This is a genomic window from Halovulum sp. GXIMD14794 (assembly GCF_054457455.1).
This window is the reverse complement of record NZ_JBTLNF010000010.1, coordinates 85,409-97,280: the sequence shown is the minus strand read 5'-3', so window position 1 is coordinate 97,280 and position 11,872 is coordinate 85,409. Positions and strand designations below refer to the sequence as shown.

The following is an 11,872-nucleotide window of genomic DNA, read 5'->3' as shown; positions in this document are numbered from 1 at the left end:
CTCATCTCCCTTCAAGGGTTGTCGTTGGGTGCAGGATACGCTTGCGCGGGCCTTGCGGCAGGGGCAGAATCCATCAAAAATCAATCAAAACCATGAGCCATCGCTTTCTGATCAAGGACATTGCCCTGCAAGCCGGGCTGGGCACCGCCACCGTCGACCGGGTGCTGAACGGGCGCGGCGGCGTGCGGCGGCAGACCGTCGACCGGGTACATCACGCCATTGCCGAGCTTGAATCGCAGGCGGGGCAGCTGGCGCTGACCGGGCGCAAGCTGATCGTGGATCTCGTGGTCGAAGCCCCCCGGAGTTTCCGCGATTCTCTGGACGAGGCGCTGGCCGCCGAACTGCCGCTGATGCAGCCCGCCGTGTTCCGGGTACGGCGCGACATGCGTGGCCGTTTCCCGGTGGCGGAGCTGGAACAGGCTTTGCGGCGCGCCGAACGGCTGGGCAGTCACGGGGTGATCCTGATGGCCCCGGATGCGGCGCGGGTGCGCGCCTCGGTCGACCGGCTGGCGGCGGCGGGCGTGCCGGTGGTGACGCTGGCGACGGACATGCCGGGGACGGCGCGGCGGGCCTATGTGGGCCTCGACAACGCGCGCGCCGGGCAGACGGCGGCCTGGGTATTGCGGCGCTGGCTGGCACCGGGGCGTGTGCACCGGGTGCTGGTGACGATCCGCAATGACCGGTTCCGGGGCGAGGAAGCGCGCGAGGCCGGGTTCCGCGCCGCAATGGCCGAGGCGATGCCGCGCGCAAAGCTGCACGTCCTAGTGCAGGACCCGGACGATGCCGGGTTCCATGCCAAGGTGCGGGAGTTGGCGGCCAAGGGGCTGGCGGCGGTCTACTCGATCGGCGGCGGCAACCGTCGCCTGCTGGACAGCCTCGAGGCGGGCGGGCGGCGCAGGCCGCTGATGATCGGCCACGACCTCGACGCCGAGAACCGGGCGCTGCTGCGTGAGGAACGGCTGGACATGGTGCTGTACCACGACTTCGCCGAAGATCTGCGCAATGCCTGCCGTGTCATCATGGCGGCGCACAGCCGGGGCACCATGCCCGCACCGGCCGATGGCGCGGCGCTGCGCATGGTGATCCCGCCGATGGTGGACTAGCCCGGATCAGGCGGCTGGCGACATCCGGTTTTCGGCCAGGAAAGCGTCGAGTTCCTCGGTCGTGGGCATGGCGGGCGCGCAGCCGATGCCACGCACGACGATGGCGGCCGAGGCGGACCCGCGCGCGACGGACGTCTCGAGCGTGCGGCCAGCGGCCAGCCCGGCCAGCAGTCCGGCCATGAAACTGTCCCCTGCCCCCATCGGCTTGATCGCCTGAACCGGGAAGATGCCCGAGGCGAACTGGCTGTCGTCGCGATAGGTGACCGAGCCGCGCGCGCCCAGCTTGTAGATCGCGATGCGCCCCTCGGCGGCAAGGTCCCTCGCCAGCCCCTGCCCGCTCGCGCCGCCGGCGACCACGTCGAACTCCTCGTCGTTGCCGATCACCATGTCGGAGGCACGGGCGGCCTGCGTGTAGACCTCGGCGGCCTCCTCGGGCGAAGGCCAGGAATAGGGGCGGTAGTCGATATCCAGGATCACCGGCAGTCCGGCGGTGCGGGCCAGTGCCATCGCGTGCAGCGTAGCATCGCGCGAGGGTTGTGCGGCCAGTGCGGTGCCGGTCAGCACCAGCGCTGAACAGGCGGCGTAGTCTACCGCCTCGACATCGTCGCGGGTCATGAGGAAGTCGGCAGCATCGTTGCGGTAGATGACAGTCTGCGTGCCTTCGAGCCGGGTCTCGGTGACGGCGAGGGAGGTCCGCGCCTCGCCGGTCACGGTGCGCAGGTGGTCGGTCGCGACGCCATAGTGCTGCAACTGGTTCCGGACGAACCGGCCCACGGCATCATCGGAGACCGACGTCAGGATCGCCGAGGCGACGCCCTGCCGGCAGAGACCCGCAGCGATGTTGCCCGAGGAGCCACCGAGACAGGCATAGAACTGGCTGGCCTCGTCAGCCTTGGTGCCAGGCGGATCGGCGTAAAAGTCCATTCCGGCGCGGCCAAGCACCAGCACCGGGCGCCCGCTGGTCAACCTTTCGATCCTGTCCATTCCCGTCTCCTCCCAGCATTTTGCAACCGGTTTCAATAGTCATACGGGGGAACGGGTCGGGAAGGCAAGCGGCAGTCCTTCCGCGGGGCGCGCTGCGGCGACCGCTGGGCCGGATCAGGGCGCTGTGCATCAACCGCAGCTCAGGCGGGGCTTCGCCGCCAAGGGCACCGGTGGGCCCTGGCCGATGGTGTTTACGCGGTGCATATCGACTTTGGCCTCTGAGCGGTCGGCTCGGCCTTCGCCTGAGCCGACCGCTTGGGCCAGCTCAGCCCCAGTTCAGGTAGGTGGTCTGCTTGCGCAGGTAACCGTCAAAGCCGTACTTGCCGTCCTCGCCGCCCAGGCCCGACTGGTTCCAGCCAGTGTGGAAGCCCTGGACCTGCTCGCCATTGGCACGGTTGAAGTAGATCTCGCCGAATTTCAGCTCGTAGGGCGCGCGCATCATCCGCTTCAGATCGCGGGTGAAAAGATAGGCCGACAGGCCATAGACCGTGTCGTTCGCCAGCTCGACCGCCTGCTCGAAACTGTCGACCCGCAGGCTGGGCACGACGGGGCCGAAGACCTCGCCCTGAACCAGCGGCGAGGCGTTGGAGCGGGTTTCCAGAACCGTCGGGGAATACCAGTGGCCGCGCGCGTACTGGCCGTCGCGAAGCGGACCGCCCTTGAGCAGAACTTCGTCCCCGGCGGCGACGGCGCCCTCGACCATATGCGCGATCTTGTCGACCTCGACGCCGCTGACCTTGGGGCCGATATCCGGGTCGGTCATCGGATCGCCGATGGTCAGCGCCTGGCTGCGGGCGATGAACTTCTCGAGAAACTCGTCGGCGATGGCCGAGTGCAGGTACATCCGCTCGTTGCAGGTACAGATCTGGCCGCAGTTCGTGTAGCGCGCGGTCACGGCGGCTGCGACGGCGGCGTCGATATCCGCATCCTCCATCACGATGAACGGCGCCTTGCCGCCCAGTTCGAGCCGCAGGACCTTCAGCGTGTCGGCCCCGGCGCGGTAGATTTCCTTCCCGGCGCGGGTCGAACCGGTCATCGTCACCATGTTCGTCAGCGGGCTTTCCACGAGCGCCGCGCCGACGACCGGACCACGGCCCGTCACGACGTTGAAAAGGCCCTTGGGCAGGCCCGCTTCCTCGGCCAGGCGGGCGAGGAACAGGCCCGACAGCGGGGTGATCTCGTGCGAGAGCAGGACGAAGGCATTGCCCGCGACCAGCGCCGGGCCGAGCTTCCGCGCGGCCAGCGCCGCCGGGTAATTCCAGGCGGTCAGGCCCACGACGACGCCGTAGGGATGACGCCGGATCTGCACTTCCTCGTCCGGGTTGTCCGACGTGACGATGTCGCCCTCAATCCGACGGGCGTTGCTGGCGGCATGGCGCAGGAACATCAGCACGGCGCCGACCTCGCCCTTCGCCTGGGACAGCGGCTTGCCCTGCTCGGCAGTGATGATGCGGGCGTAGCCGTCGGCGCGCTCCTCGACCAGCCTGGCCAGCGCCTCGACGGCCCGGCCGCGCTCGACGGCGGGGGTACGTGCCCAGGCGGGCTGGGCCTTGCGTGCCGCCTCGAGGGCCGCGAGGGCCGCTTCGGCACCGCCCTCGGGGATGGTGGCGATCACCGCTTCGGTGGCCGGGTTCTCGACCTCGATCCGCGCAGAGGCACCGGCGTCCGTCCACGCGCCGTCGATGTACATGCGTCCGGCAAGCGGGGCGTCGGCGCCCAGTTCAAACCCCTGCATCTTTCGCCTTTCGGTATGACCAAACTACGCACTGCCTAGGCGTTCAGGGCGCGAGTCGTCAAGGATCATGCATCGGACCGCACGATTTCTACGAAATTACAGTTGATTGCTGGGCCCTCGCCCCGCAAACTGCTCGAAATTTTGGTACGACAATAAAAGTCGCAGGGGATGGAAATGCAGGAGTTCGATCATGTCGTGATCGGCGGCGGGGCCTCGGGCTGCGTCGCCGCGGCACGGCTTGCGAGCGCCGGAAGGCGGGTACTGCTGCTCGAGGCCGGCTATTCCCACCACCACCCGCTGCTCGACATGCCGCCGGGGATCTTCAAAATGATCAACGGCTCGAAATACATGACCTATCACCAGACCGTCCCGCAGGAGCACCTGGGCGGGCGGCGACACGACATCCCGCAGGGCAACGTGCTGGGCGGCGGCAGTTCGGTGAACGCGCAGGTCTACATGCGGGGTCGGCCCTCGGACTACGACGCCTGGGACGAGGTTCTGCGCGGCAACAACGACCGGGTCGGTTGGGGCTGGCAGGACGTGCTGCCGCATTTCCGGGGGATGGAGGACAACAATCGGTTGGCGAACGACCTGCATGGCACCGGAGGGCCGCTGCAGGTCTCGGACCCCGGACATGTCGATCCGCTCTCGCGGCTGTTCGTGCAGGCGGTGCAGGGTCTGGGCGAGCCGTTCAACCCGGATTTCAACGGGCCTTCGCAGCGCGGCGTCGGTTTCTACCAGTTCATGAACCGGAACGGGCGGCGCTGCTCGGCAGCCTATGCCTATGTCGAGCCGCTGAAGGACAACCCGAACCTCACCGTTCGCCTGCGCAGTCCGGTCGAGAGGATCGAGACCGAGGCTGGCCGCGTGACCGGCGTGACCTATAGCGATCCGAAGGCGGGCCGGACCCGGGTGGCGTGCTCGGGCGGGGTGATCCTCGCCGCGGGCGCGCTGGTGACACCAAAGCTGCTGATGCTCTCGGGGATCGGTCCAGCGGACCAGCTGAGCGAGCATGGGCTAGAGGTAGTCGCCGACCTGCCCGGCGTGGGCGCGAACCTGATCGACCACCCCGAAGTTCCGATCACCAGCCATGTGAAGGGCAAGCTGGGCTACTACCGACAGGGCGAAGGCTGGCGGATGCTGCGCAACGGGTTGCAGTTCAAGCTGTTCGGCAGCGGGCCGATCACCACCTCGGGCGTCGAGGCCGGCGCCTTCGTGAACCCGGACGATCCCGAGGCGCCGCCGACGATCCAGGCGTTCTGCGTGCCGATCGTCTATGTCGACCGGGACAACAAGGCCGCCGTGAAGGATGGGTACGGACTGACGGTGACGACGGTGGTGGTCAAGCCGCGCTCACGCGGCTGGGTCCGGTTGGCCTCGGCCGATCCGGCGGCGCGGCCGCTGGTGAGCCCCGCCCTGCTCAAGGACCCTGCCGACCTTGCCGAGATGGTCGCGGGGCAGCGCTTCTTCTTGCGCGCCTTCCGAACTTCACCGCTGGCCGAAGTGGTCGAAGCCGTGGCCCTGCCCGCCTCGGACGATGACGAAGCCCTGCGCGCTCATTGCCGCGCCCAGGTGAAGACGAACTATCACCCGGCGGGCACCGCGCGCATGGGCGCGGACGGTGACCCGATGGCGGTACTTGACGCCAAGATGCGCGTGCGCGGGGTCGAGGGGCTGCGTGTCTGCGACATGTCCGCCGTGCCCGACATCAACGCGGGCAACACCAACGCGCCGGCGATGATGCTGGGCGACCGCTGCGCGGACCTTATCCTGGGTCAGTATTGACCGGGGCGGTTGGTTTACCACACCGCCGCAGACCACGTTCTTGTTTCTCAGCGCCGTTGAGAGAAAAGTGCGGCTCGGTCTTGAACTGATGCGCCATCCTGACGCAGCCCACCAACCGTATCCCCCTGACCTTGGCGCGCCGTGAGCCGCCTTCGGACGCAAGCTGCTAATCTAGCTAGACATTTCAGCCCCGCAGACCCGAATGGAACGCGCATCGTCGAAGTTCCCAGTTGCGCCCCATACACATTCCGAAATCGATATTTGATCCACATCAAATAATCTAACATTCAATTGATCAATTGATTGATTTGTGAGGAAAGCGGGCTTCTCTCCCCGAAATCGCGTTCGAGTTCTGAGCAGCCCGGAGCAATAAGGAGGTCGAAATGGCCACGGCATTTACGTCCGGTCTGCACATATTCTCGGTCGACGACATCACGGTCACCTTCGGGGGCCTGACCTTGGGCGACGACAGTTCCCATATCGACGAGGCAGGCGCCATAATGGCGCCGATCGTCGACAAGGACGGCAACGAACTCTACGGCATCGACAACGAGTTCGGGTTCTACGTCACGGATTTCCTGGGCGCAGAACAGAAGGTTCTGGACGGGGATTTCGCCGAAGGTCACGCCGGAAACATCCTGAACGATCTGGACCCGAGCATCGTCGAGGGTCTGGCCATCAAGAACGCAGAAACCGACATCTTCCTGTCGGGCCTGCCGCTCGGAACCTGGGCGCTCGGCCTCGGCGGGCAGACCGTCAAGGCTTCGACCGAGCACTACGTCACGATGCAGCAGGTGCTGAGCGATGCGGCCTTCCCTGGCGATCCGGACGCGATACGGCCGCTCGACGACGACCTGCGGCTGCGCGACCTTTTCATCAATGACTCCGGTGACCTGGTCGAAGGCCTGAAGCACGACATGTACGTCCGGGGCCTGACGGTTGCCTTGCAGCGGGCCATCAACAACGCTGAAGATGGGCTCAACCCGCAGACCTACACGGATATCGATTTCGACCGCGACGGCGTGAAAGACGCGTTCACCACGCTGTCGGTCGACATTGATTATGACAGCGACGGAGACGGTACCGTCGAAACGGTGACCGTCGGCGGCATCGACCTCGACGACGACGGTATCGCCGACATCGTCGACAGCCCGCTTAACGGACTTGGCGAGAAAGCCGATCTGGTGGATCTGCTGGAGCCGAACGAGTCCACGGTCCTTTCGGACATCGCATACGGGCAGGACTACTCGGTCACGCTCAAGGACGACGGCAAGCTGCTCTATCGCTGGGGCACCGCGGTCAAGCGGCCGAATGACATCCGGATGGAGGTCAATCTCGACCTGCCCGACGAGTGGACCCTGGACGAAGACGAGAACGGCATCGCCGACAGCCTGGAAGAAGGCAGCCGCGGCTTCGTCGTCACCCGGGCCGAACTGGTCATCCGGCACGACATCACCAACAACCCGAACGACCAGGTGCGCCCCGAGGACTACGAGAACGAGGCCGCCATCGGGCGCTTGCCGTCCTACTACGTCGTGCAGGATCCGGATGATGCGACAAACACGCTCTGGGTTTCGCCCGTCGACAGCTTCGACGGCCAGGGAACTGCATTGCCGAGCTATTTCAAACTGACGGCAGGCGGCGAGATCGACCTCGCGGCCAGCGGCATCGCGGTCTATGATCCGAACGGCGTACTGGTCGGCTACCGGAACGAGGACGAGGGAGGCAATCCGATCGGAACCGTTCTGCGCGACATGGCCCTTGCGGCCAAGAACGCGAGCGCCGGTCTGAAGTTCACGTCCGGGGATCTGGAAGCCGGCTTCACTGCGGCCTGGTACACATCGGTCGACCGCGAACCCTTCGAGTGGTCCTATGACAAGTTCGCGGACGACCCGTACAAGCAGGTGTTCGAGAGCTTCCGGAGCCCCGAGGAGGCGGCGGTGGCCGGATACACCGAGGACGACCTGGTCTCCGGTCCGCGCTGGCGTCTGACGCCAAACAAGTTCGGGCAGGATCTGCCCGGCCTCGAGGTACCTCTGGAGGAGAACACGTCGCCGCCGTACCAAAAGGACAACATCAAGTACGAGACTGGAGTTGAGACCACCACACGCCTCAACCTGCTTGATTGGGCGGACGATTCCTCCCCTCTCGGGCACAGCTCCGGCTGGATGCTGGTCGACACCGGCCGACTGGACGAGAACCGCGACGGCCTGATCGACGAAGGCTGGTCGGCGGTGAACGGCACTCTGGGGGCGGGGGATGCCCTGCCGACCGGCCCGATCCTATCGGCGGTGTCGCCCAACGGGATGAACCTCACCCAGAACTTCCTGGACACGGCCGTCTACGTGAAGGGCGACCGGCAGGATTCGGCACAGCTCTACGACATCCAGCTCGAACTGGAGTATCGCGACGATTACATCGGCAGCGTGCAGATGGTCAGCGGGCTGAACCACAATGAGCAGACGCTGAGCTTCCAGAACGGCGCGGTCTACAATGCACCGGTCGTATTCGCGAACCCGGCGACCTTCAACGGCTGGCATACCGCCTCAGTGAAGGTAACCGAAGTTACGAGGGATTCCTTCAGCGTCTTCATCGACGAGCCGAACTATCTCGACCAATGGCACAGACGCGAGGATGTCAGCCTCGTCGCATTCGAAGAGGGTACCTGGGCACTCGACGACGGGACAGTCGTCCAAGCCGGTAGTCTTGGTCTGGCCGCCGGAGCTACAAACACATTCCACTCGGTCACCTTCGATCAAGCATTCGACGAAGCCCCTGTCGTGATGGCCCAACTCCAAACCCAAAATGGAACCGACTGGACCATAGTCCGAGTAGACAATGTGACCACGACAGGTTTCGATTTCATGCTCCAGGAGGAAGAAGCCGCTGACAGGCTTCATGAAGCTGAAGTACTGGGTTGGGCTGCAATAGATGCGGGGGAAGAGTCAGGTATCGTTGACTGGGGCGGTATAACGGCGCAGACGTTCGCGATGGTAGATTCCGTCGACCACACTGGCGACAGCTTTGTTTTCGACCCCGCCGTTGGCCACGATCCATTGGTCTCCGCCATGATCACGAGCGTGAACGGCATCAACCCGGCAGTGCTGCGTCTTACTGACATGTCCAGTGATCAGCTTGCAGCGACAGCAAGTTTCAAGGTTCAAGAGGAAAAGAGCGCCGATCCGGAAGTCTGGCACCTCGAAGAAACTGTCGCCGGCATCGCCTTCGACGACAACGGCATGTTGTTCGTCTGAAATGAGGAATACGCGCCGGCTTGGCAGTCGGCGCCATATGCAGACGGTCGGCCCGCGCTTTGCGGGTCGATCCATTCGGGGGGACCATGAATGGCCTCGAGCCAAGTACACAGTGTTTGCGAAAGTGGTGCCCGGGGGCGGATTTGAACCACCGACACGCGGATTTTCAATCCGCTGCTCTACCCCTGAGCTACCCGGGCACGAGGGGTTTGCCTTAAAGGCTGCGCGGTTCTAGGCCATGCTGGCGGGGGTGTCCAGAGGGCCGGCGCAAAATTCCTGTGGAAAAGTGCAGCTCAGTTTAGTGGCGGGCGCACGGGGCGTTCGTCGTCCTCGTCCGAGGGGGAATCCTGACCCTCGATCACGTAGCCGCCGGTCATCCAGCGGCCGAGGTCGACGTCAGCGCAGCGGCGCGAGCAGAACGGGCGGTACTGCTTCTCGGTCGGTTTGTCACAGATCGGGCAGCGCATCCTTCAGAAGCTCCTTCAACGGGTGCCGGTCGCGTTTGCGTTGCAGTTCCAGATGGCCCAGCGGGGTCCAGCCGGCAAGGGTGATCTCGCCGCCGTCATGGCGGATCGCGCCGCGCATGACCTGTTCCAGCTGGCTGCGTTCTTTCTTGGGGAAGGGTGCGGTGTCGACAGTCACCTGCCCAGCGAGGCCGCGCAGGCGCAGGGCGCCGGGCAGCGCGCGGAAGGCAGCGACATTGGCCTTGAGGCCCGCCGCCGGAGAGGTGTCGCCGCGGGTGTTCACGTCCACGGCGATCAGGGCGCGGGTCGGCTCGATATACATGTCGGCACCGCCCTGGAGCGCAACGCGCGGTGTCAGAGCCTCGGCCAGCGCGTCCCAGACCGACAGACGGTCGAACGCGCCGGGTTCGTCGTCCACGAGGTCCGGCGCCGGCTCGGCCCAGTCGCGCCAAGCCAGCAGGTGCGCATCGGGCGTGTCCAGCAGAAGCTGCGGCGCGAGGCCAGCTTCGGCGAGGATCGCTTCGGCCAGTTGCCGCATCTCGGACGCATCGTCGAGGATCGCCTGCGGGTCCGCCCCGGCGACCGAGGAGCGCAGGATCAGGCCCATGTCTTCGGCGGCGCCGTCCATCGCGGCGTGAGCGGCCTCGAGCGCGGCATCGGCCGCCTCCTGGTCCTTGACGCGGCGCGAGAGGTTCAGGCCGGGCTTGCCGGGGGTGACGATGGCATAGCGACTTTTGAACAGAACGCGGGGCGTAACCGGCGGCGCCTTGCCTGGCTCGACCACGCCGGTGACCTGGACCAGCACCGGCGCACCGGGAGCAAGGCCCCTGCTTTCGCGCAGGAAGCCGCTCAGCCCGTCGCCAAGCTCGACCATCGCGCCGCCCTGCCCTTTCATCGGGCGGCCCATCTTGCCGAGGAATATCGCGCCGGGCTGCGCCGGGCCCCAGGCCTCGGGCGCATCGATGAAAACGTCGGCAAGGCGACCGTCCACCATCAGCGCGGCGGCGCGGCGGCCGTCGGCAAGCACGTCGAGCGCGACCGCCCTGCCCTTCATGCGGCAACTCCGTCGAATCGCACCGGTACACCGGAGGCTTCCAGCAGGTGCACGGTTTCGGTCAGCGGCAGGCCAACGACGGCTGTGTAGGAACCGCCAATCCAGGGGATGAACGCGCCGCCGATGCCCTGGATGGCATAGCCGCCGGCCTTGCCTTGCCACTCGCCCGAGGCAATGTAGCCGTCGATTTCCGCCTTGGTCAGGCGCTTCATCTTGACGGCGGTAGCGACCACACGGGCGCGGATCCGGTCGGATTTCACGGCGACGGCGGTGTAGACGGTGTGGCGGCGGCCCGACAGCAGGTTCAGGAAGGCGCGCGCCTCGGCCTCGTCCCCGGGCTTGCCAAGGATGCGGCGGCCGGCAGCTACGACGGTATCGCCCGCCAGCACGACGTCACCCGGCACGGCGGCGGCCTTTTCCTGCGCAAGGCGCAGGGCATAGGGCCGGGGCAGTTCGCCCTCCCGGGGGGTCTCGTCAATGTCGGCGGGGATCACGGCATCGGGCACGACGCCGATCTGAGCCAGCAGCGACAAGCGCCGCGGGCTCGCGGAGGCAAGTGTAAGGGCCAGAGGTCCGGACTTATCTGAAGCGATAGTTGATCCGGCCCTTGGTCAGGTCGTAGGGGGTCATTTCCACCTGGACCTTGTCACCGGCCAGCACGCGGATGCGGTTCTTGCGCATCTTGCCAGCGGTGTGGGCGATGATTTCATGGCCGTTCTCGAGCTCTACCCTGAATGTCGCATTCGGCAGAAGCTCGGTCACGACACCCGGGAATTCGAGAAGCTCTTCCTTGGCCATGGTCTCTCCGAGTTGTGTTTCCGTGCGCGCGAAGCCTTCTTCGCGCGTGGGGAAGATGGGGGCGAAATGGGGCAATTTCAAGTCGAAAACGACGAGCGAAAGGGGAATGGTGCCGAAAAGCCAGTCTTGCGGCTAGGCGGCCAAGGGTGATTCGCAAGGATGTGCGACCCAAGTCGAGGCGAGCCTAGCGGCGAAGGCTGCGCGGCTCAATCGCTTTCCGTCCCGTCCGCGTCTTCGGGCGGCTCCATGGCTGGGAAACGCTCGACGATGCGCTCGAGGATCTGGTCTCGGGCCTGGCGGTAGGCCTCGAGCTTCTCGTCTCGGGTCTCGCCAAGGCCGGTGGGGTCGAATATCGGCCAGTACTCGACCTCGATCGCGTGGTAGCGGGTGTATTCCTGCGCCCGCAGAAGCGAGGCCGGGCTGAGCGCAACGATCAGATCGTAGCCGTCGATCTGGTCGCCCCACTCCTCCATTTCCTGAAAGGAGCGGGTCCGGTGCCGGGTCAGTTCCACCCCGATCTCCTGGCAGACGGCGACGGCGAAACCGTCCACCTCCTGCTCGTGCCGGACCCCGGCGGATTGCACGTAGATCCGGTGGCCGTGGAGCTTCTTCATGATCCCCTCGGCCATCGGGGAGCGGACGGAATTGTAGTCGCAGCAGAACAGGACGGAGGTCGGCTGGTCCGCGCTCACCCG

At 65.8% G+C, this 11,872-nt stretch carries 10 protein-coding genes and 1 tRNA gene; 3 read left to right on the top strand and 8 right to left on the bottom strand.

Going from position 1 to position 11,872, the window contains the following annotated elements:
- The first annotated feature begins 92 nt into the window (after nucleotides 1-92).
- The gene (locus ACW9UR_RS22815) at nucleotides 93-1,103 is read left to right on the top strand and encodes a LacI family DNA-binding transcriptional regulator (RefSeq protein ID WP_458919383.1); all 1,011 of its coding nucleotides are present in this window, start codon (nucleotides 93-95) and stop codon (nucleotides 1,101-1,103) included.
- 6 nt (nucleotides 1,104-1,109) lie between these two features.
- On the opposite strand, the gene iolC is transcribed toward ACW9UR_RS22815, so the two are convergent.
- Both iolC and ACW9UR_RS22805 read right to left on the bottom strand, forming a co-directional pair.
- Complete coding sequence (gene iolC / locus ACW9UR_RS22810; protein WP_458919382.1) at nucleotides 1,110-2,087, bottom strand: 5-dehydro-2-deoxygluconokinase; 978 nt, start codon at nucleotides 2,085-2,087, stop codon at nucleotides 1,110-1,112.
- 265 nt (nucleotides 2,088-2,352) lie between these two features.
- Nucleotides 2,353-3,822, bottom strand: a complete 1,470-nt coding sequence (locus tag ACW9UR_RS22805; protein WP_458919381.1) for an aldehyde dehydrogenase family protein — start codon at nucleotides 3,820-3,822, stop codon at nucleotides 2,353-2,355.
- A gap of 174 nt (nucleotides 3,823-3,996) precedes the next feature.
- Here ACW9UR_RS22805 and ACW9UR_RS22800 point away from each other — a divergent pair, with 174 nt between their 5' ends.
- Complete coding sequence (locus tag ACW9UR_RS22800) at nucleotides 3,997-5,607, top strand: GMC family oxidoreductase (RefSeq protein WP_458919380.1); 1,611 nt, start codon at nucleotides 3,997-3,999, stop codon at nucleotides 5,605-5,607.
- Nucleotides 5,608-5,990: 383 nt separating this feature from the next.
- Complete coding sequence (locus ACW9UR_RS22795) at nucleotides 5,991-8,861, top strand: H-type lectin domain-containing protein (RefSeq protein ID WP_458919379.1); 2,871 nt, start codon at nucleotides 5,991-5,993, stop codon at nucleotides 8,859-8,861.
- A 125-nt stretch (nucleotides 8,862-8,986) separates the two neighbouring features.
- Here ACW9UR_RS22795 and ACW9UR_RS22790 read toward each other — a convergent pair.
- The 6 genes from ACW9UR_RS22790 to ACW9UR_RS22765 all read right to left on the bottom strand — a co-directional run bounded on the left by ACW9UR_RS22790 (nucleotide 8,987) and on the right by ACW9UR_RS22765 (nucleotide 11,869).
- A tRNA-Phe gene (locus ACW9UR_RS22790) sits at nucleotides 8,987-9,061 on the bottom strand.
- Nucleotides 9,062-9,154: 93 nt separating this feature from the next.
- Nucleotides 9,155-9,328, bottom strand: a complete 174-nt coding sequence (locus ACW9UR_RS22785) for a DNA gyrase inhibitor YacG (RefSeq protein WP_458919378.1) — start codon at nucleotides 9,326-9,328, stop codon at nucleotides 9,155-9,157.
- Nucleotides 9,309-10,379: a ribonuclease E/G gene (locus ACW9UR_RS22780; RefSeq protein ID WP_458919376.1), complete on the bottom strand. Its 1,071-nt coding sequence runs from the start codon at nucleotides 10,377-10,379 to the stop codon at nucleotides 9,309-9,311. The genes ACW9UR_RS22785 and ACW9UR_RS22780 overlap by 20 nt, the downstream gene beginning before the upstream one ends.
- On the bottom strand, nucleotides 10,376-10,948 hold the full coding sequence (locus ACW9UR_RS22775) for a Maf family protein (protein ID WP_458919430.1): 573 nt from the start codon (nucleotides 10,946-10,948) through the stop codon (nucleotides 10,376-10,378). Before ACW9UR_RS22775 ends, ACW9UR_RS22780 begins: the two co-directional genes overlap by 4 nt.
- Before the next feature lie 10 nt (nucleotides 10,949-10,958).
- Nucleotides 10,959-11,177 (bottom strand): translation initiation factor IF-1, encoded by a 219-nt coding sequence (gene infA / locus ACW9UR_RS22770; protein ID WP_154447907.1) that lies wholly within the window; start codon nucleotides 11,175-11,177, stop codon nucleotides 10,959-10,961.
- A 206-nt stretch (nucleotides 11,178-11,383) separates the two neighbouring features.
- A complete protein-coding gene (locus ACW9UR_RS22765; RefSeq protein WP_458919375.1) occupies nucleotides 11,384-11,869 on the bottom strand; it encodes an arsenate-mycothiol transferase ArsC in 486 nt (161 codons plus the stop codon).
- Nucleotides 11,870-11,872: the final 3 nt, after the last annotated feature.